Below are 19683 nucleotides of genomic sequence, written 5' to 3'. Positions count from 1 at the left end.
CAATGCTTCAACGTTTTGATTCACTAGAGATACCAGCGGAGGATGTCCACTCCGCTGGTAAAGTCATGCTATTTTTGCTGGTCTTTTTTCTTTCTTGCTTTGAAGAACAAGCCGATTCCTCCGACAACGAAGACTGCTGCTCCAATCACTGAAGCATACCAAGTTCCTTCTGATCCCGTTTTCGGTAAGAATTTACTTCCCCACCAGCTTTGGTTGTTATTGTTGCTGTTCCAATTATTGTTTCCCCAATTGCCCCAGTTGCCCCAAGCGCCATTGCTTCCGTCGGTACCATTCGTACCATCAGAACCATTGGTGCCATCCGTGCCATCGGTTCCGTCCGTACCGTCAGTACCATCTGAACCATCCGTGCCATTGTCACCCGTTGGTACCACGATTGGTGTAGCTGCACTGCGGTATTCTCTGCCACCTGCTGTAACGATCGCCACAACGTTAAGGGTTTCTTCTGGTGAAACATCCTCTGGATCTAATGTGATGCTAAACGCACCATTTCCATTGGTCGTTCCTGTTCCGACAACGTCACCCGCTTCATTCAAGATTTCGATTGTCGCATTGGCTGGTCCATTCCCGAAGACTGGATAGCCATCGGTAGGATTGCCAGTGATCGTAGCAACCGGTGCATCAACCGTCAAAGCATCGACTACGGTCGTCGTCGGATCACTTAGGGTTTCGCCATCTGCTAAAGCAAGAACCGTAACGGTTTCACCTTCCGTCGCTTCTGCGGATAGCTCAACACGCCAGTCGCCATTTTGATCGGCGATCGTTGTGATTGGTCCTTCAGCCGCGAAGATGGTCAGGAATCTACTTGTTAACGGATCGCTGATGGTAACGGTGATCGTAGCACCTGGCTCACTCGTTCCGCTGATCGTTGTATCACCAGCCGTAACTGGGTCAATGGTTGGGGTATCTGTCTTGATGCTTTCATCATCGACAGGTACGACGATTGGCGTCGCATTACTGCGGTAGTCATCCCCACCAGCAGTGACGATCGCCACAACCGATAAGTTTTCTTCTGGTGCGACATCCTCACTAGTCAATGTGATCGTGTAGTCACCATTTTCATCGGTAGTGCCTGTTCCTACGACATCTCCCGCTTCATTCAAAATTTCAATCGCTGCATTGGCAGGACCGTTCCCAGTTACTGGATAGCCTTCTTGGGAATTCCCAGTAATGGACGCTGAAGGTGCGTTGACCGTGATGCCATTAACAACGGTCGTTGCTGGTTCACTGGCGGTTTCTCCTTCACTTTGCGCCACTGCTGTTACGATTTCATCTCGAGAAACTTCCGCAACGTCCACTGACCAATTTCCTGCTTCATCTGCTTCGGTTTCAACCGCTTCTTCTCCTGTTACCGTCACGGTGACCATTGATCCCGCTACAGCAGTACCGGTAATGGTCGTGTCACCAGCTGTGACTGGTTCGATGATTGGTGTAGCGGTTTGATCGATCGTATTCTCAACGGGCACGACGATTGGTGTCGCATTACTCCGATAGTCTTTGCCACCAGCGGTGATGATCGCAACGACATTCAATGATTCTTCAGGAGAAACAGCTTCACCAGAAAGCGTGATCGTGTAGTTGCCATTTTCATCGGTAGTGCCTGTTCCTACGACATCTCCCGCTTCATTCAAGATTTCAATCGCCGCATTTGGTGCTGCCATCCCCGTCACTGGGTAACCATCCTCTGGATTGCCAGTGATGGACGCGGTCGGTGCTGAAACCGTGATGCCATCCACACTCACTGTGATTGGTGCACTAGGATCTTTTTCAGGTGATTGTGCCACAACAGTGACGGTATCACCCTCCGCAACTTCAGGTACCTCGACTGTCCAATTTCCCTCTTCGTCCGTTTCGGTCGTGATCGGTTCATTTTCACCAATCGTTACCGTCACCGTTGAACCTGGTTCGGCAGTCCCGCTGATCGTCGTATCGCCAGCTTTGACTGGATCGATCGTTGGTGTTGCAGTTTGTTGCTCTTCTTGATCCAAAGGTACCACGATCGGTGTCGCATTACTGCGGTATTCTTTGCCGCCAGCTGTCAGAACTGCAACGACGGTTAAGCTTTCCGCTGGTGCAACAGCTGTTGGTTCAAGAGTGATACTGTAGTTTCCTTGCGCGTCTGCAGTTCCTGAACCGACGATTTGTCCATCGCTATTCAAGATTTGTACGGTGGCATTGGCTGGTGCCGTTCCAGTTACGGGATAGCCCTCCGTGCTATTGCCTGTGATAGTTGCACTAGGAGCAGTGACCGTCAACGCCCCCACGCCAACTGTGACTGGAGCACTTGGCTCTTTGTCAGGTGATTGAGCCACAACAGTGACTGCATCGCCTTCGGAAACTTCTGGTACTTCTGCCGTCCAATTGCCTTCGTCATCCGTTTCAGCCGTGATTGGTTCCGCATCTGGTACGGTGATCGTCACGGTTGAATCTGGTTCAGCCGTTCCGCTGATGCTGGTATCCCCCGCCGTGATTGGATCAATCGTTGGTGCTGCTGTCTGATCCACTACCGTATCTGCTGGTACTATGACCGCTGTTGGATTACTGCGATACTCTTTCCCACCAGCTGTAACGATGGCAACGACGTTCAAGGTTTCTTCTGGATCGACAGCTTCAGCAGTTAATTCCACTGTATAGTTGCCGTCTCCATCAGCAGTGCCTGTTCCTACGACTTCATTGGCTGCGTTCAAAATCTCGATCGCTGCATTGGCTGGTGCTGTACCAGTCACTGGGTAGCCATCCGTGCTGTTGCCGCTGATGGAAGCTGTTGGTGCTGCGACAGTCACTCCTTCAACGATGACAGTGATTGGATCACTTGGGTCTTTGCCGTCACTGTCTGCGACGACTGTGATGGTATCTCCTTCAGACAATTCAGGCACATCGACACTCCAGTTACCTTCGTCATCTGTTTCGGCGGTTTCTTCTGTGCCATCAGGTAGTGTCACAGTCACAGTTGAGCCAGGTTCGGCCGTTCCGCTAACTGATTCATCGCCTGCTTTGATTGGATCAACCGTTGGTGCCGTTGTTTGATTTTCACCCGGTTCAGCTGGCACCATGATCGGTGTCGCTGGACTGCGATAACCCTTGCCACCAGCTGTGACCACCGCAACCACCGTCAAGTTTTCTTCAGGAGAGACGTCTTCACTGGTCAAAGCGATCGTGTAAAGTCCTGCATCATCGGTTGTATCCGTTCCAACTGTCTTGCCAGCTTCATTCAAGATTTCGATGGTCGCATTCGCTGGTCCTGTTCCAGTCACTGGATAGCCATCGGCTGCATTGCCGCTGATAGACGCACTAGGAGCCGCCACCGTTAATGCCCCGACCGTGATCGTTGCTGGTGTACTTGGTGTTTCATTTTCTATTTCTGCCACTGCCGTAACAGTCGTTCCTTCGGAAAGCGCTGGTACCTCAGCTTGCCAATTGCCCTCATCGTCAATTTCAGCGGTTATTGGGTCTTCCTCACCGACCGTCACGCTGACTGTTGCTCCTGGTTCGGCTGTTCCGCTGATTTCTGTTGCGCCAGCCACTGCTGGATTGATCGTTGGTGTCGCCGTTTGATCCGCTGGCACCACGACAGCCGTTGGTTGACTACGGAAGTCATCCCCACCTGCTGAAACGATGGCAACGACACGGACCGTTTCCCCCGCTGATACTTCTTCACTGGTCAAGGTAACGGTGTAAACGCCATTCTCATTGGCTGCCCCTCTGCCAATCACTTGATCATCAGCATTTAAGATTTCGATTGCCGCATTGGCTGGTGCTGTACCAGTTACAGGATAACCATCTTCACTATTGCCAGAAATCGTTGCTGTTGGTGCTGCCACGATCAGCCCTTGCACCGTCACTGTAACTGGTAAACTTTCTGTTTTGCCGTCTGCCAAGGAAGTAACGGTCAAGACATCATCTAGAGAAACCGTCGGCACAGTTGCCGTCCACTCACCTTCGTCATTCGCTGCCACTGTAACAGTATCGCCGGTTGGTAGTTCAACCGTTACATCTGCCCCAGGTTCAGCCGTTCCGCTAACGGTTGTAGCCCCAGCAACCACGGGTGCGACAGTTGGTGCCGCTGTTTGGTCTTCTGCGTTATCTTCTGGCACCACGATAGTAGTTGCTGGACTGCGGTATTCTTGTCCGCCAGCTGTTACCATTGCCACCACTCGCAAGGTTTCTGCTGGAGAAACACCATCTGTCAAGGTGATCGTATACTCACCGTCTCCATTGGCAGTCCCACTGCCCACCACTTCACCCGCAGCATTTAAGATTTCAATGGCTGCGTTGGCTGGTGCTGTCCCTGTGACTGGATAGCCGTCAGTACTGTTGCCAGTGATCGTTGCCGTTGGTGCTGCCACGTTCAAGGCACCGACACCGACACTAATTGGTTCACTTGGGTCTTTGCCTTCGGCTTCCGCAACCACTGTGACCGTGTCGCCTTCTGAAAGCTCTGGTACGGTGACTGTCCAATTGCCTTCCTCATCCGTTTCGGCAGTCACTGGATCTTCTCCAGGAATCGTGACCGTCACCGTTGAACCAGGTTCGGCCGTTCCTCCGACGGATGTATCACCGGCTTGCACTGGATCGATTGTTGGGGTGGTCGTTTGGTCTGCTGGTACCATGATGGAAAGCGGCGCACTGCGGTATTCATCGCCGCCAGCGGTCACCACTGCCACCACCTGAAGTGGCTCTGAAGGATCAACTTCACTACTGCTCAATGTAATGCTGTAGGCACCTTCCTCATTTGCTTCGCCACTGCCGACAATCGCACCGGCTGCATTTAAGATCTCAATCGCTGCATTCGGCGTGGCCGTTCCTGTAACTGGATACCCATCGGTACTATTGCCGCTGATCGCTGCTGTCGGTGTCGCCACACTAAGTGGATTTACGACGACTGTTGCTGCATCACTTGGTGTTTCCCCATCGAGGGTCGCTACCACGGAAACTATTTCTCCTTGAGAAACCTCGGGCACCGTTGCCGTCCAATTGCCTTCATCATCTGCTTCGGCAGTGACGGGCTCTGCGTCACCAATCGTTACCGAAACTGTCGCACCAGGTTCAGCCGTTCCACTGATCGTGGTGTCGCCTGCTGTCACCGTTTCAATGGTTGGGGCTGCAGTTTGGTCCAATGGTACTGTGATTGGGGCGGCCGCACTGCGATAATCTTGACCACCGGCTGTGACTACCGCCACCACCCGTAAGGTTTCAGCTGGAGACGCATCATCACTCGTTAACGTGATCGTGTATTGGCCTTCGTCATTGGCGGTGCCAGTACCTACGACCTCGTCATCGGCATTCAAGATTTCGATGGCTGCATTGGCTGGTGCCGTTCCCGTTACTGGGTACCCATCGTTACTATTGCCACTGATCGTCGCGGTTGGCGTAGCAATCGTCAGCCCATTGACCCCAACACTAATTGGTGCACTTGGGTCTTTGTCTGGTGCTTGTGCGACCACTGTGACGGTTTCTCCTTCAGAAACTTCAGGAACTTCAACTGTCCAGTTGCCCTCGTCATCGGCTTCACCAGTCACAGGTTCTTCACCTGGGATCGTTACCGTCACCGTAGCGCCTGGTTCTGCAGTTCCACTGATCGTCGTATCCCCTGCATTGATAGGATCGATGGTTGGTAATTCTGTTTGTTCAAGCTCATCTGCTGGTACCGTCACTGGTGTAGCAGGACTGCGATACTCATCCCCGCCAGCTGTTACAATCGCAACGACAGACAAGGTTTCTTCTGGTGCTGCATCGGCTGGTGCGATGGTTACCGTATAGTTTCCATCCCCATCGGCTGTGCCAGTACCAATCACATCGCCTGCTTCATTCAGTACTTCGATCGCTGCATTCGCTGGTGCAGTCCCCGTGATTGGATAGCCATCGGTACTATTGCCGCTGATGATCGCTGTTGGTGCTGCCACGGTCACTCCTGCGACCCCAACGCTGATTGGCGCGCTTGGCTCTTTGCCTTCGGCTTCCGCAACGACCGTGACTGTATCGCCACCAGAGACTGCTGGCACTTCTGCAAGCCAGTTTCCTTCGTCATCCGTTTCAGCCGTTACTGGTTCTTGATCGGTGATCGTCACAGTAACCGTCGACCCTGGTTCTGCCGTTCCGCTAATCGTGGTATCACCTGCTGTGACCGGATCGATCGTTGGTGTCCCTGTTTGTTCAATGTCTGCTGGTACCGTGATTGGTGTGGCATTACTGCGGTAGTCTTGACCGCCCGCTGTCACAACTGCCACCACCTGCAAGGCTTCTTCTGGCGTCACATCGGCTGGATCTAAGGTCACGGTATAAGCACCCGTGTCATCCGCCGTCGTGCTACCAACAACATCGCCTGCTTCATTCAAAATCTCAATGGCCGCATTCGGTGTCGTTGTTCCGCTGACTGGATAGCCATCCGTGCTATTGCCTGTGATGGAAGCGCTCGGTGCACTGACCGTAACACCATCAACGGTCACGGTAATCGGTGCACTTGGATCTTTGCCTTCGGCTTCGGCAACGACTGTTACCGTATCGCCTTCTGATAATTCAGGAACCGTCGCTTCCCAGTTGCCTTCTTCATCGGCTTCTGCCGTGATCGGATCGCCTTCAGGCAGCTTGATCGTCACTGTTGCCCCTGGTTCAGCCGTTCCGCTGACGGTCGTATCCCCAGCTGTTACTGGGTCGATCGTTGGTGTTTCCGTCAAGTTTTCTACATCATCTGCAGGAACTACAAGTGGTGTGCCTGTACTGCGGTAGTCTTCACCACCAGCCGTCACGATCGCTTCCACCCGCAAGTTGTCGCCAGCTGCCACCTCTTGAGGATCAAGGGTGATCGTGAAGTTGCCATCGTCATCGGCTGTTCCACTACCAACGACATCGCCTGCTTCATTCAAAATTTCAATCGCTGCATTGGCAGTCGCTGTTCCCGTTACTGGATACCCATCTGTGCTATTCCCAGTGATCGTAGCCGTTGGCGCCGCCACGGTTAAACCGCTTACACTCACGGTGATTGGGGCACTCGGATCTTTGCCTTCAGACTCAGCTACGACCGTCACGGAATCGCCTTCTGCCAATTCAGGAACCGTTGCTTCCCAGTTGCCTTCATCATCGGCTTCAGCCGTGATTGGGTCGCCTTCAGGAAGCGTGATCGTTACCGTTGCCCCCGGTTCGGCTGTCCCACTAACGGTCGTATCTCCAGCACTGACTGGATCGATCGTTGGTGTTTCCGTCTGCAGGATATCTGCAGGCACCACAACAGGTGTCGGGTTGCTTCGATAGGTTTCGCCGCCAGCGGTCACAACTGCCGTTACATTCAAGGTTTCTTCCGCGGCAACATCTGCTGGATCTAACGTCACCGTATAAACGCCATTCTCATTGGCAGTACCTGTTCCGACAATTTCGCCATCCGCATTGGTGATCTCAATGGCCGCATTTGGTGCAGCTGTTCCAGTCACTGGATAGCCTTCTTGACTATTTCCTGTGATTGAAGCCGTCGGAGCATTGACCGTTAAGGCGGACACGGTGGTGCTTGCTGGCTGACTTGGTGTTTGTCCTGCTAGTTCGGCAACAGCTGAAACTGTATCGCCCTCTGACACTTCGTCCACATCAACACGCCAATTGCCCTCTTCATCGGCTTCCGTCACGATCGGATCTGCCCCGTTGACGGTCACAGTAATCGAGGCACCAGGCTCAGCCGTTCCGCTGACGCTTGTATCCCCAGCAGTCACTGGTTGGATCGTTGGTGTTCCTGTTTGTTGCTCGGCATCATCTGCTGGAACGACGATTGGCGTATTGCCACTGCGGTACGTTTGGCCGCCAGCAGTGACGATTGCAGCAACATTCAAGTTTTCATTTTCTGCTACATCTGCTGGGTTCAATGTGATACTGTAGTTGCCGTTCTCATTTGCCGTCCCAGTGCCAACGACTTCACCATCGGCATTGGTGATTTCAATAGCTGCATTTGCTGCGGCTGTCCCCGTCACAGGATACCCATCGGTGCTGTTTCCTGTAATCGAAGCCGTTGGGGCATTGACCACTGGAGCCACTACCGTTGCCGTCGCAGGTTCACTCGCCGATTCCTCATCCGCTTCCGCTACTGCTGTGACTGTATCACCTTCCACCAATTCAGGGACATCCGCCGTCCAATTGCCGTCACCATCTGCGGTTGTGGTAATAGGTGCACCGCCGTTGATCGCCAATGTGATGGCTGCGCCTGGCTCAGCTGTTCCACTGATCGTCGTTTCCCCTGCTGTCAATGGATTGATCGTTGGTGTATCGGTTTGATCTTCTGGTGTATCTGGTGCAAACCAAATCGAGTTATTGCCGTCAGCATCCGTAAATAAATCAATCGTGATGAGGTCAAGCTGAGACATTGTTGCTTCAAAGCGAGCTTCGTAAGGATTAGATGGATTCGCCACACCATTTTCAACCAATTGTGCATAGGTCGGACTGGTAACATTCGTTGGAATGACCACATTGGTTTGGCCTAAAACAGAAGCAGAAGCGACCTGATCTGCTAGATTGGTCGTAGCATTCAAGACATTTTGAGCAGTTTCAACAGTGCCATTTAAAGTCGCTTTGGCGGTATTGACCGTCGTTTGTACCAGTGTATTGATCCCGCTGATCAAGGTACCAATTCCTGGGATTCCGCTGGCACCATCTAGAATACTGACTTGAATCTGTGCCGCTTGTAAATTATCAAGAATTTGATTGATACGCTGATTGACAACGATAAATAAACCATCATCCACATTGGCAATCAGGGCACGTTCGTTTTCGGTTAATCCAGCTGGAACTTCAAAATTCGCTTGGCCAAATTGTCCGAGTTGATTTAGTAAGTCTAACTGGGTCGTAATTTCAGCTAAGTTGACGGAAATGATACGACTAACATTGACGAGAGAAGCCGCCTCATACAACGGATTCGGTACAGGAAGAATGTCGCCAATCGTAGGAGGAATATCCAATGCGTCAGCTAAATTTTGATTGACGATTCCATCCACCGTGCTGATCAAGGTATTGACTGCTGGTGTGACTGTCCCGATCAATGTTTGCAAGGCTGGGAAATTTCCCAATTGTAGTGTCACATTGGTGGAAATTGAGGCATTTCCTGCCGGTTGAACCAAACCAGTAAGCCCTTGAGAAACCCCAACAACTGCGACTTTATCCCCATTCAAGACATCAACCGTTACTGCATTTGATCCAGAAATCGAGAAATTGACTTGGTTCGTTGCACCAGGCGTTGCATAAGGTGCAGACGCACTCGTGCCTGAGTTATTAGACGCTGTGATATCTGAGAAAAGTTCAGCTGAAACCAAAGCAGCTTCAACCGTCGTTGGTGCCCATAATAAACTTGCTGGCACGACCACCGTACTCGTCAACAACATCCCACTGACAGTTAAATTCGCAATAATATTTTTCTTTGTTCGAACGCGTGTGTTTTTCTTTGAATCCATGAGCTTTTTGTAATTTATGCCTTTCATTCATTCTCCTCCTGTTCGAAATAATTTAACCGACAAAAGATAAAACTGATGATCTCTGGAATGTTTCCTGCCCCCTTTAAAACCAGATGAAAATCTATTTCAACCCAACACCCAAAGGCATAGAGAGAAAACAAAAGTTACCGATAGCTCAGCGAAGATTTTTTCGCCTGCTTTCTGAAAAACCCAGTGATTTTTGTTCAAATAGTTTCACAGCACATTAGAATGCGCTTGTGAAAACCGAGAGATAAAATAACTAATCGAACACACTGTGTAACAAAATTCTAGCAAATTTATTTCTTTCCAACAAATTATAAACACGATAAATAATTAAAAAAACACTGAAATTAACGTTACAAAACATAAAACATTTATTTTATAAACAAGCACAGATTATTTATATTTATCTTATAAACAGGCGCATAACGATAAAAAGTTATCATTTTTTATCAAAAAAAGCACCTTACTCCTTATAATTAATCAATACAATGAATACGATTACATTTGTTTCTTTATACTCAAGAAGAGAGAAAAACGATGATGTTGTTTTTTCTTGTCTTCAACCCCGTTTTTTACCTACGAAAATAAAAAAACAAAAATAATTCAGGCGTTTTTCACGATATTGTCTAAAATAACTCTTACCGACGAAAAAAATGGGCTCGAAAAGCTCCCAGAACGTTCTGTGAAAAAAGGAATGAAAATCTCCTATTAAAATCGAGCGTGCGCAATCATGAAATGAAATTTCTTCAATCGCCATTTACTTTTTCTTTCAACGAAATTCTTCAGCAGCTATTTGGTCTTATATTTTGGACATAAGCATTCATTCGCTTCTTTTTGTTTATACTTGCTGGTAAGAAGGAAACGCAGCTGCCCAATCGTCTTCTTCTAATACCACATAAGGAGCATGAGAAGATGGATTGGTTAGTAATGATTCTTGTATTGATATGTCTTAGTTTTGTCTGAGAAAAAAGCGTGAGAACGAATCGTTCTCACGCTTCCTTATTATTTCACGCCCTCTCTGGGTGCACATTACCGTGAAACATCCTTCCATCAAATCAGAAGAGGTCTGAAATATAAGACCTTTTTAATTCCTACACTGGACTTGTTTTACTATAATGGGGATACATGATTTCATTAATTCAATGAGAGCGGAGGCTTTCTTATGTATGGCGAAACGATCAGACAAATCCGATTGAAAAAAGGCTTCACCCAAAAAGAAGTCTATGGCACGATTATTTCAAAATCCTATGCCATCGAATTTGAAAAAGGCAAGCATCAGATTGCTGCCAACCTGCTGTTGCAAATCTTAGAAAATCTATCAATGGATATCGATGAATTTCTCTATATCGCGAATGGCTATCGGCTGGATGAGCAAAACAGCTACAACCATCGGTACACGCAATATTCAAACAAGCACGATATCAACCAGTTACAAATTCTATTACAGGAGCTGCAGCAAACCTCTAGCCGACTGAACAATGTCCGCATTGCAGAGGTTCGCTCACGGATTCGCATGCTGCAATGCTTGGCAGAACATGGCGTCTATCGGAAACGTGCTGTTTTGGAATGTGATCGTCAAACGATTATCTCTTATCTCGTTGATGTTGAGAGCTGGACGTTACAAGAAATCCAACTCTTTGGCAACACCATCGATCTTTTGGACAACGACCATAATTTCCTCTTCTTCAAAAAAGTATCCAAGATGCTCGAATACTACATCGATATGGAAAAAGGTCGGGAAATCTATTGCGCGCTACTGATCAATTTGATCGAATATACGCTAAAACACCAGCAATACGATGCGACGGAAGTTCTCGTCGTCCAATTAAAACTTTTGGCGACCGACTACAAAGAATTTTTCCACCAAGCCGTCTGCAAGTTTTTCCAAGGCGTGTTGCTCTTAAGAACCGGTGACAAAAAAGCAGGCAAAAGGATTACCACAAAGATGCTAGCTATCATGCGAGAATTGGATCAAGGTGCCCTTGCCGATGATTTTGCTTTGCTGCTTGATGATGACTACCTCCGAGCATTTGCCTCCTCCGAGTGATAAAGCGGCAACTGCAGCGTTCGTTTAATAAAAAAAGGAAGTAATGATTGCCATCACTTCCTTTTTTCAGCTATTAGCTAACACTGCGTTCATCTGTTGCACCAAAGTATTGATACATTGGTTTTTGGCTGCCATTGAGCAATTGATCGACCGTCACAAATTCATAGCCTTGCGCTTTGAGTGCTTTGATGATACCCGGCACGGCTTGAACAGATTTCGGATGAATATCATGTAGCAAAATAATCGATCCATCGTAAACATTGTTTTGGACAACCTTCAATATCTTGTTTGGATCTTTTAGCTTCCAATCCTCGGTATCAACACTCCATTGAATGATCGATTTTCCTGCCGCTTGGGCGCTTTGCTGATCGATCGCCCCATACGGTGGGCGCAAATTTTTAGGCAAGACCCCTGTCGCCTGATAGATGGCTTTGTCCGTTTTGGTTATTTCCGCTTTGACCTCCTCTGGTGACAACGTATTTAATTGGGGATGAGAATAGGAGTGACTGGCAATTTCATGCCCTTCCTCATGGACTTTTTTCGCGACTTCAGGGTATCGATCCACCATTTGGCCTAATTCAAAAAACGTTGCCTTCACATCATTGTCTTTCAAGATTTTTAAGAGATCCAATGTCGAAGTATCATTTGGTCCATCATCAAAAGTCAACGCAACATATTTTTTGTTTTCGTCTAACATCGCTTGTTGCTCTTTCAATTGATCCGCATTGACCAGCTCTGGATCAATAAACGGCGCAATCTCTTTGTAAGCCAAAGTGATCTCGGATACGCCTGTTTGATTTTGCGGCAACTGGAGCGTTATTTTTTCAGGATCATAAGTAAATTTTGAATCATAGGTGATTCGGTCCATCCCCAAGACCGCATCAATGATTTTAGTCGGTTCTTTGGCTTGATCCAAAAGCTTTTGTTGAATCACTTGCTGGATCCCTAGTAAGCTGCCTTCATCTGGAACCAAGTCTTTCAAAGATAGTTCATTGCCAGTTTTCTCGGAAATAAAAATTGGATCGGCAACCACGCTATCCGCATCTTCAAACCGCCCAGTCTCCCGATTCCAAACATAGCTGTCCGCTTTTAAGGAATAGGTTGACACTTTCGATGCGACTGCTTGTGCTTGAATCCGAGCGATCGTAACGGTCTCTTTGTCGGCATGTTTTTTACATAGCTTGTTCGCCATGGTCGATAATTTCTTACTTGCATCCTTTACCGGGATGGCACTTTCTTCTTTTGGTCGGAAAATCAATTCTTTTTTGTCCCCATCAGACAATGTTTCAAGTTTTGCGGGAATTCCCTCTTTGGCCTGCTCTTCTTGGATCGATGCTAATAGCTTTTGTGCGGCAGCTTCATATTTTTCTCGTGCCAATGCTTCTTGCTGCTTCAAAGTAAAAGCGATATAGCCCCCAGTGGCGATAATGACAATTGTCAGCAGCGTCATCAATGAAAAGAGATACTTGCGATGGGTTGGCTTCTTTTTAGAAACTTGACGATTGGCGGTTGGCGTGCGTCTTGTCGTTCCCGTTGTTTGCTTTTGATGTGAGTCGACCCTCGAAATAGGTGCTTGTTTTTCAGAAGTCGCTTCTCTATGTTGTGAATTATTTGAATCATTGCTTGATTTCTTCATAAACATTCTCCCTCAAACATAATAACGTAAACAAAATGTAACATAAGCGTAATAATATTTCAACAGTGTTACAGAGATTCTTATAAACTTCTCTTTTTGTTCACAAATTTTGAGAATTGTTCTTAGAAATCCTTTATTCTGCTTTTAAGAAAACCAATTCTGCCAAGTATGATATCGTGTTCACTGCTTTTTCTTTTTGTTTAAAAATAATGAGAGGTATCTTTTTGTACTTTGATGTTTTTTCTGTTTATAATTCAGCATGTGGCAATTACTATGAAGGATGTGTTCAAAATGAAACACAAATCAGCAGTTTATTTATTCGTTCTTACCTTACTCATTGGGTTAACCTATCAATTACTTCCATATACTCCACTAAATGATTCCGTGTTATCGATCATCGGTACCATCTGGAATCTGGTCTTCGCATTTAGCGCAGGGTATTTTCTCTTACGAGCAACCTTTTTGGAGCAGTTCAAACATTTTCGGTTTACCGTTTTATTGTGGGGTGTCCCTTTCGTCATTTTGACTGGCGTGTTCTTTTCCTTTATTTATGCCGCTATTTTTGGACAACCAACAACCAACTCGATCAGCGAAACCATCACTGTCCAAATGGTCTTTTTGCAAGTCCCCTTTATGCTGATGGGAGAAGAATTGCTTAGCACCAACCTCTTGTTGGCGTTGCAGAAAAGAGGCCTTTCATTTGCCTGGTCATCCATCATTTGCAGTGTGCTATTCGCTTTGTGGCACATCCCAGCGTACGGCTTTCATCCAGCTCAATTATTGATCACCTTGATGCCTGCCAGATTGGCACTCAACTACGTTTGGAAAAAATCCAATAGCGTATGGATCAGCTGGATCTGCCATTTTCTTTATGATTCCCTGGGATTCATTTCATTTTTAGGTAAATAAGCATCAAAAAGGACAGCTGAAGCCTAGCTGTCCTTTTTGATAGTCAGTAACGCCTTTCCCCAATGGCTTACTTAATCACTATTTTCGCTTTCTGAAATAAAGCCAGCTTGCCGTGGCGATAAAGAACAAACCAACTACAAACGGGAACAACGTCCCCTGTTCATCGGTCTGCGGCAATCTTTGTGCAGAAGCGCTTTTTTTCGAAACAACAGTCGCCGTTGGTTCTTTTTCTTTTTTATCAGAAATAATGGCGGTTGCTGGGTTTTCTTTTGTATAAACATACGTCACAGTTGCCTCTACCTTACCGAATGTACCTTTGGCATTTTGCGGCAGCCGACTTTCGTCTACTATGTAGCCGTCGATTGTTAGTTGATATTTTTTTGTGCTGGCATCGTAAGACTCGCCCACGTTTCCACTGATCGTTTGCGAAGGATGAATTTCTTTGCCCTCTATATCTACGTATTCGACCGTTATATACGCTGCGGGTATCGGATTTTTTGTGTAGAGGTAGGTGACTGTTTGCGTCGTTTCGCTAAATACACCTTTACTATTTTCTGGTAATTGGCTTTCGTCCAATGTGTAGCCATCTATTTTTACTTGGAATTGTTCTGTGCTTGCATCATAAGACTCGCCTACGTTTCCACTAATCGTTTGAGAAGCGTGAATTTCGTTGCCTTCTGTATCCACGTATTTGACCGTTACATCCGCTGCTGGTACAGGATTTTTTGTGTAGATATAGGTGACGGTTTGTGCCGTTTCGCTAAATACGCCTTTACTATTTTCTGGCAATTGGCTTCCATCTAGTGTATAGCCATCGATCGATAGTTTATATTGATCTGTACTTGCATCGAAAGAGTCGCCTACGTTTCCACTAATCGTTTGTGAAGCGTGAATTTCGTTGCCTTCTGTATCTGCGTACTCGACCGTGACGTCAGCTGCGGGTATCGGATTTTTTGTGTAAATGTAGGTGACGGTTTGCGCTTTTTCGCTAAATGTGCCTTTACTATTTTCTGGCAATTGGCTTTTATCTAAAGTGTAGCCATCGATTGTTAGTTGATATTTTTCTGTACTAGCATCGTAAGAGTCGCCTACGTTTCCACTGATCGTTCGTGAAGCGTGTATTTCGTTGCCTTCTGTGTCCACATACTCGACCGTTACATCCGCTGCTGGTATCAGATTTTTTGTGTAAATGTAGGTGACGGTTTGCGCGGTTTCACTAAATACGCCAGTACTGTTTTCTGGTAATTGGCTTTCGTCTAGTATATAGCCATCGATCGATAGTTTATATTGATCTGTGCTTGCATCGTATGAGTCACCCACATTACCGCTAATTTTTTTAGCAGCGTGAATTTTTTTGCCTTCTGTATCCACGTACTCCACTGTGACATCCGCTGCTGGTACGGGATTTTTTGTGTAGATGTAGGTGACTGTTTGCGCTGTTTCGCTAAATACACCTTTAAGATTTTCTGGCAAGTGGCTTTCGTCCAATGTGTAGCCTTCGATTGTTAGTTGATATTCTTCTGTACTAGCATCGTAAGAGTCGCCTACGTTTCCACTAATCGTTTGTGAAGCGTGAATTTCGTTGCCTTCTGTATCTGCGTACTCGACCGTTACGTCAGCTGCGGGTATCGGATTTTTTGTGTAAATGTAGGTGACGGTTTGCGCTGTTCCACTAAACATACCTTTACTATTTTCTGGCAATTGGCTTTTATCTAAGGTGTAGCCTTCGATTGTTAGTTGATATTTTTCTGTGCTAGCATCATAAGACTCGCCCACATTTCCACTGATAACTTGAGAAGGATGAACTTCTTTGCCTTCTGTATCCACATACTCCACTGTTACATCCGCTGCAGGTATCGGATTCTTTGTATACACATAGGTGACTGTTTGCGCAGTTGCGCTAAACACACCTTTAAGATTTTCTGGTAATTGGCTTTCGTCTAAGGTGTAGCCTTCAATCACTAATTGATAGTTCTTCGTGCTGGCATCGTAAGAGTCGCCTTCGTTTCCACTAATTGTTTGTGAAGGGTGAATTTCGTTGCCTTCTGTATCCACGTACTCCACTGTGACATCCGCTGCTAGTATCGAATTTTTTGTATAGATATAGGTGACGGTTTGTGCTGTTTCACTAAACACACCTTTACTGTTTTTTGGCAATTGACTTTCGTCTAGTGTATAGCCATCGATCGATAGTTTATATTGATCTGTGCTTGCATCGAAAGAGTCACCCACATTCCCGCTAATCGTTTGGCTAGCGTGGATTTCGTTGCCTTCTAAATCTACATACTCAATCGTGACATCAGCTGCGGGTATCGGATTTTTTGTGTAGATATAGGTGACGGTTTGCGCCGTTTCGCCAAATACACCTTTAAGATTTTCTGGCAAGTGGCTTTCGTCTAGTGTATAGCCATCGATCGATAGTTTATATTGATCTGTGCTAACGTCGAAAGAGTCATCCACATTCCCGCTAATCGTTTGAGAGGAGTGTATTTCTTTGCCTTCTGTATCCACATATTCAACAGTTACATCCGCTGCTGGTATCGGATTTTTTGTGTAAATGTAGGTGACTGTTTGCGCTGTTTCGCTAAGTACACCTTTAAGATTTTCTGGCAAGTGGCTTTCGTCTAAAGTGTAGCCATCAATTGTTAGTTGATATTTTTCTGTACTGGCATCGTAAGAGTCGCCTACGTTTCCACTGATCGTTTGTGAAGCGTGAATTTCGTTGCCTTCTGTATCCACGTACTCCACTGTGACATCCGCTGCTGGTATCGGATTTTTTGTGTAGATATAAGTGACGGTTTGTGCTGTTTCACTAAATATACCTTTACTATTTTCTGGCAATTGGCTTTCGTCTAGTGTATAGCCATCGATTTTTAGTTGGTATTGTTCTGTGCTAGCATCGTATGAGTCGCCTAGGTTTCCATTAATCGTTTGAGAAGCGTGTATTTCTTTGCCTTCTGTATCAACGTATTTTACTGTTACATCCGCTGCTGGGACAGGATTTTTTGTGTAGATGTAGGTGATGGTTTGCGCGGTTTCTCCAAACACACCCTTGCTGTTTTCTGGTAATTGGCTTTCGTCTAGTGTATAGCCATCGATTTTTAGTTGGTATTGTTCTGTACTAGCATCGTAAGTGTCGCCTAGGTTTCCACTAATTGTTTGTGAAGCGTGAATTTCGTCGCCTTCTGTATCCACGTACTCCACTGTGACATCCGCTGCTGGTACGGGATTTTTTGTGTAGATATAGGTGACGGTTTGTGCTGTTTCGCTAAATACGCCTTTACTGTTTTCTGGTAATTGGCTTTCGTCTAGGGTGTAACCGTCAATTGATAACTTATACTCATCCGTACTAGCATCATATGAAGCACCAATGGTACCAGATAAAGTCTTCGTTTCATGGATTTCTTGCCCTTGAGTATCAAGATATCTAACAGTTACCTCTCCCACCTGCTCCGGGTCAACAATGACATTGACTACATGTGTTGTATATACACTATATGAGGCTTGTCTAGCCATAAAAATTGCTACGTAAGTCCCCGGTTTGCTCGGATCAACATTTGTGTAGTACGGAAAGATCTGTGAGTCAGAAATACTTTTTTCTATGTTGCCGCTAAAATTTAACTTAAACGCCTCGATCCCTAATGCCTGTGTTGAGAAATCGAAGCTACTGTTTACAGGAATATGAATCGTATCGGGACTATCTCCAAAAGCATACTCGCCCACAATTAGACGCTCATAAAGTGCCAATGTTTTCGTTTCTCCTGCTTGCAAATTGATAGAATTTCCAATCGATGTAAATGCGTAATTCAGTCTTTGATTCGTTGTACCCACTTGCTTAATAAAATATCCCCCTGAAGGAACCTGAATCGTTACCTTTCCTGAACTGTCCGTGACTAACAACGTCACTTCACCAGATGTCGAGGAGGTCAATGTGAAATAAGCGCCTTGAATTGGCTGGTTTGAATTACTATCTAAAACTTGAACCGTCAGTTGCGCATTGGCAGCTCTTGCAGACGACGGATCAACAGAAGAAGGGACATTATTTACAGGGCTAGCAGCAGGTTCTTCTTTACTTTCTGATCCGCTGATGGCTTCTTTACTGTCACTACTTGCTTGTGTTTGTTCGTTCTCAGCATCCACGCGCTCTGAGGTCGTTGTTGTTAGCGTAGGATTTTCTACTTGAGAGGTAGCTTGTCCAGCATCCGCAGAAGCATTCGTATCATCAGATTGTACAGTTTTCACTTCTTCCTGATCCACCTGCGGAGATTCTGAAAACACTTGGCTTTCCGCCACTACCTGAAATGCTGGCGTTACCACCGCAGCACTTAATAAGATTACTAAAGATAGAATAGATTTAAACTTCTTTTTCACAAACTTTCACCTTAACCTTCTTTTTCAAAATTAAAACTTTTTTACCCAACCTATTTTCACACCTGAAAATCATTATAATTTATTAATTTTTAATTTACAAACATTTTTTTATTTAGCGTATCCTCCACTCCTATCAAAAAATTTTTATGCGGACACATGTAATACCATTGAGCGTATGTATACTTAATTCACTTGTCATCGCATTGCATCACCTCTTCAGAATTTTATAATTCAAGCACCCTTACCTTCAAGCAAACCCAGTGCAAATCAGCGCAAATCTTCTTTGCATCCTTGTTTTATCAATGATTTCATTTTCAAAAAAGCAAATTATTTTTTACTTAATCGTGACTTTCTTTTTTCGAATGATTCGAGTAAGACTATCTTCTACTCTGAATATGTGCTATCTTTGAACATTTATCAGTTCATATATGACAATTGTTACTTATTACAGGTGAAGGATTCACTGAAAAAAATCGAGTAATTCCAGAAATTTTTTTAGGAATATCTGAAGGAAGCTCATTTTAATTTAATCTTATAGGAACAAAGAAAATGACTTGTGCATTTTTTCGTTAAATCGAGCTTTACAATTGTTTCTTTGAACCGCTTTATGATAGGATATGTCAGAAGGAGCATTGAAATGACTACAGCTGAAAAAATAAAAGAGAGTCGCTTGAAATTAGGACTCACCCAACAAGAAGTTTCCGAAAAATTATTTGTTACTAGACAAACGATCTCAAATTGGGAAAACAATCGAAGTACCCCAGACATCGACACATTGATCAAATTAAGTGATCTCTATCAAATCGATTTAGAGTCACTACTAAAACCAGAACAATTAGCAGAAGAACCAGAAATAAAGATCGAGGAGAAGAAAAAAACCTTCCGCCTTCCTCTATACTTGCTAAATTTGACTGCAGTCGTCGCTTGCGTTTTCACCGACTTCTTCACACCTACAGGAACAATGACCCTATGGACAGCTGCTGCACATTTTTTGTTACTAGTTAACTTTGTCCTTTTATTCGGCTTTTTCCTCACAAAAAAAAGACCCCTCCCTGCAAAAACAATTGTCTTTGCATTAGGAAAAGGTCTGTTGATCTTAGCCATTATATTAGGTTTTACTCTTTGGTCGAATAAAGGAGCTTCCGCTGATGCGTTACATCTGATTGGCCATAATTATGGTCATTTTATCTATTTGACGTTTAAAGCAATTGGGGTGATTTATTTGTTTGATTGGCGGAAGTTTGAGATGTAAGGAC

The 19683-nt window shown here is 45.7% G+C and carries 6 protein-coding genes; 3 read left to right on the top strand and 3 right to left on the bottom strand.

Going from position 1 to position 19683, the window contains the following annotated elements:
- Positions 1-68: 68 nt before the first annotated feature.
- Entirely contained in the window at positions 69-9467 is a 9399-nt protein-coding gene (locus tag IGI82_RS06395) for an Ig-like domain-containing protein (RefSeq protein WP_438841912.1), read from the bottom strand.
- Between the two features lie 1159 nt (positions 9468-10626).
- Between IGI82_RS06395 and IGI82_RS06390 the strand changes: the two genes are divergently transcribed.
- The gene (locus IGI82_RS06390) at positions 10627-11511 is read left to right on the top strand and encodes a helix-turn-helix domain-containing protein (RefSeq protein ID WP_142962533.1); all 885 of its coding nucleotides are present in this window, start codon (positions 10627-10629) and stop codon (positions 11509-11511) included.
- A gap of 73 nt (positions 11512-11584) precedes the next feature.
- On the opposite strand, the gene IGI82_RS06385 is transcribed toward IGI82_RS06390, so the two are convergent.
- Complete coding sequence (locus IGI82_RS06385) at positions 11585-13147, bottom strand: polysaccharide deacetylase family protein (protein WP_438841911.1); 1563 nt, start codon at positions 13145-13147, stop codon at positions 11585-11587.
- Positions 13148-13381: 234 nt separating this feature from the next.
- On the opposite strand from IGI82_RS06385, the gene IGI82_RS06380 reads away from it, so the two are divergent.
- Positions 13382-14056 carry a CPBP family intramembrane glutamic endopeptidase gene (locus tag IGI82_RS06380; protein ID WP_438842596.1) on the top strand — a complete coding sequence of 225 codons (675 nt, stop codon included), beginning with the start codon at positions 13382-13384 and terminating at the stop codon, positions 14054-14056.
- Positions 14057-14134: 78 nt separating this feature from the next.
- Here IGI82_RS06380 and IGI82_RS06375 read toward each other — a convergent pair whose 3' ends face one another.
- Complete coding sequence (locus IGI82_RS06375; RefSeq protein ID WP_438841910.1) at positions 14135-18427, bottom strand: MucBP domain-containing protein; 4293 nt, start codon at positions 18425-18427, stop codon at positions 14135-14137.
- A gap of 637 nt (positions 18428-19064) precedes the next feature.
- Here IGI82_RS06375 and IGI82_RS06370 point away from each other — a divergent pair.
- Entirely contained in the window at positions 19065-19679 is a 615-nt protein-coding gene (locus tag IGI82_RS06370; protein WP_438841909.1) for a helix-turn-helix transcriptional regulator, read from the top strand.
- Positions 19680-19683 lie beyond the last annotated feature (4 nt).

The sequence above is a fragment of the Enterococcus sp. AZ067 genome (assembly GCF_051715005.1).
GTDB classification, from domain to species: Bacteria; Bacillota; Bacilli; order Lactobacillales; family Enterococcaceae; genus Enterococcus_D; species Enterococcus_D casseliflavus.
This window is presented reverse-complemented; position numbering and strand designations above follow the sequence as displayed.